The organism is Reyranella soli (assembly GCF_007992495.1).
Lineage (GTDB): Bacteria > Pseudomonadota > Alphaproteobacteria > Reyranellales > Reyranellaceae > Reyranella > Reyranella soli.
In genome coordinates, this window is the sequence record NZ_BKAJ01000028.1 from 1 (window position 1) to 2,590 (window position 2,590).

The following is a 2,590-nucleotide window of genomic DNA, read 5'->3' on the forward strand; positions in this document are numbered from 1 at the left end:
CAAGCAATCTCATCGGCCCCGCGCCAACCTGTCATGATCACTGTGCAGAGCTACTAGGCGCAGGGCGCTTCCATAAGTTCCACTCGGGGCCACCTGCAGAATCATTGCTTGGCGTCGCAGGAAGCTCGGCCGGTACCATGTCGCGGTGTCCCTCTCCACACGTGTGACGTGGCGCAGCTTCCAGGCCGGCGCGCTGCGTATGTTCCTGCCGAGCTTCGCGACATTTCCCTTCGGCATCGGCTTTGGCGTCGCCGCCGCGCAAAAGGGGCTGAGCGCGCTCGAAGTCGGCCTGATGAGCTTCACCGTCTTCGCCGGCACCAGCCAGATGGTGGCGCTCGACGTCTGGACGCATCCGCTGCCGCTCTTCGCCCTCGCCGCGTCGGTATTCGTCGCCAACCTGCGTTACTTCGTGATGGGCGCGGCGCTGCAGCCGCACCTGCCGTCGCTGCGATGGTACGTGCAGCCCGCAGTATGGCACGTGACCGTCGACCAGAACTGGGCGGTGAACATCGCCGAGTACCGGCGCGGCCACGGCGATCTCGGCCGGTTCCTGGGCGGCGGCTTCATCATGGCGCTGACCTGGACCGCCTCGACCCTGCTCGGTCATCTCGCGGCGGGCGGCGTGCTGTCCGATCCGACGGCGGCGCGGCGGCTCGGCCTCGACTTCGTCGGCATCGCCGTGTTCGTCGTGGTCGCGGTCATCCTGTTCCGCGGCAAGCGCGACCTCGGCCCGTGGGGCGTGGCGATCGCCACAGCACTCGCCGCCAAATGGCTGATCGGCGGCAACTGGTACATCGTGATCGGCGGACTGGCCGGCGGGCTTCTAGGCGCCTGGCAGCAAACGCGCGCGGACAATGACCGCAAGTCCTGAGAACCTTTTGGCCATCCTGGTGATGGCGCTCGCAGCCATGTCGGCCAAGGCCGGCGGCTTCCTCGCCATGCGCTGGCTCGGGCGGCACCGCTTCGTCGCGGCCTGGCTGGAGCATGCCCCGGGTGCAGTGCTGATCTCGGCCGCCATCGTGCCGATCGTGCAGACAGGCAGCGCCTTCTGGATCGGCGCGATGGCGGCCGCCATCGCCACCCGATGGGCAGGCGGATTCACGCCGGGCCTGTTCGCGGCCGTCGGCGCTGTGGCCCTGGCCCGATGGGCCGGCCTAGGCTGAGAGCGTCAGTGTCGGGTGCTGGAGGCGGTCAGACGAGCAATCTCGTCCTTTATTTGTAGCTTGCGTTTCTTGAGGCTGCAGATCGCATCGTCGTCGGGATGCGGGCGCATATTCTCCTGATCGATCGCGTGCTCAAGGGAAGCATGCTTGGCCTTGAGCGCTTCGATATGGTCCACTGTGCTCACGGGCGACCTCCGAGATTGTTGCGGACGGTAAACTGTGACTCCTTCATTGCGGCGAGTCACGCCGAATCGCAGCCTATCCACCGGCTGTGCATAATGCGGCAAATAGTCCTCAGACCTGACCCATAGGGAACCAATCTATTCCGGCGTGAGAGGCGTCGAGAAGGCGCCGTCGGCCGTGACGTTCCCGTTCACCGAGTTGTTCTTGTAGGTGAAGAGCTGCCCTCCCCCAGCCGACGCTACGCCCGTGTCGTTGCCAGACACCAGCGTGTTGGAAAGCAGCGCCCGGGCCGCGGCCGAACCATCGGTAAGGATCCCGGTGTTCACATTGTTCACGACCGACGATCGCGTAACCTGGATGAGCGTACCGCCGGCAGCGCCGCCCGCCGCATGGACGCCTATTGCATTGCCCGCGACCATGCTGTCGGAGATGGCGCAGAGAAGCTGCGCCGAACCGGTAGTGGAATCGGCCTTGAAGCCGACGGTGCTGTTCCGGAGCAGCGAGACACGCTGGGCCGATACCGTCACACGGCCGCTGCCGGCGTTCTTGGCGAAGATGCCGGTGGCGCTGGTGCTCACGACCGTGTCGGTCACCATGACGCGCACGGCCGACGCCGTGTTGAGGTTGATGTCGATGCCGGATTGGCTGAAGCCGAAGATCCGGACGTTGTCGACGACCAGCGAGGAGCCCGCGAGGAAGCGGATGCCGTTGAGGCCGGGCGTCGGCGTGCCGTTTGCACCGTTGATCTGGATGTTGCGCAGGGTGACGACGTCGTTGGCGCCGGCGTTGATGATGATTCCGTTGGTGCCGGCGGCGAGCACGCTCGCCACCTGGCCGCTGCCGCCGTCGATGGTGATCGACTTGGTGATGGTCACCGCACCGTAGCCGCCGGGATCGAGCGCATTGATCTCGCCACCCGCCGCCGTCTTGGAGATGGCGCCGGCGAAGGTCTTGCACGGCGCCGTGCGGCTGCACGGATTGGCGTCGTTGCCGACGCCCGACACCCAGGTGCGGGTGGCTTGTGCGTTGGCCGGTTGGATGGTGGCCGCCAGGCACGAGGCCATCAGCGCAAGCAGAGGAAATACTCTCCCGACTCTGCTGGGATCGATCATGGCTGCCCCCTCTGTGACTACCACCAGACTACGCACGAAGCCTTGCCCGACGCAACTTGAGGTGGCCGATTGTCCTGCCCTGCAACGGCGTGGATTGTGTCGGGCCGACTGAAACCTTCATGCTCATCGGAG

4 protein-coding genes are annotated in these 2,590 nt (G+C 65.8%); 2 read left to right on the forward strand and 2 right to left on the reverse strand.

The annotated features are described in order from the left end of the window. The first annotated feature begins 145 nt into the window (after positions 1 to 145). Both RSO01_RS07105 and RSO01_RS07110 read left to right on the forward strand, forming a co-directional pair. Complete coding sequence (locus tag RSO01_RS07105; protein ID WP_147147619.1) at positions 146 to 871, forward strand: AzlC family ABC transporter permease; 726 nt, start codon at positions 146 to 148, stop codon at positions 869 to 871. Continuing rightward, positions 855 to 1,163, forward strand: a complete 309-nt coding sequence (locus RSO01_RS07110) for an AzlD family protein (RefSeq protein ID WP_147147621.1) — start codon at positions 855 to 857, stop codon at positions 1,161 to 1,163. The genes RSO01_RS07105 and RSO01_RS07110 overlap by 17 nt, the downstream gene beginning before the upstream one ends. Positions 1,164 to 1,168: 5 nt before the next feature. On the opposite strand, the gene RSO01_RS07115 is transcribed toward RSO01_RS07110, so the two are convergent. Both RSO01_RS07115 and RSO01_RS07120 read right to left on the reverse strand, forming a co-directional pair. Next, a complete protein-coding gene (locus tag RSO01_RS07115) occupies positions 1,169 to 1,348 on the reverse strand; it encodes a YdcH family protein (protein WP_147147624.1) in 180 nt (59 codons plus the stop codon). Between the two features lie 135 nt (positions 1,349 to 1,483). After that, a complete protein-coding gene (locus tag RSO01_RS07120; RefSeq protein ID WP_170302898.1) occupies positions 1,484 to 2,410 on the reverse strand; it encodes a right-handed parallel beta-helix repeat-containing protein in 927 nt (308 codons plus the stop codon). Positions 2,411 to 2,590: the final 180 nt, after the last annotated feature.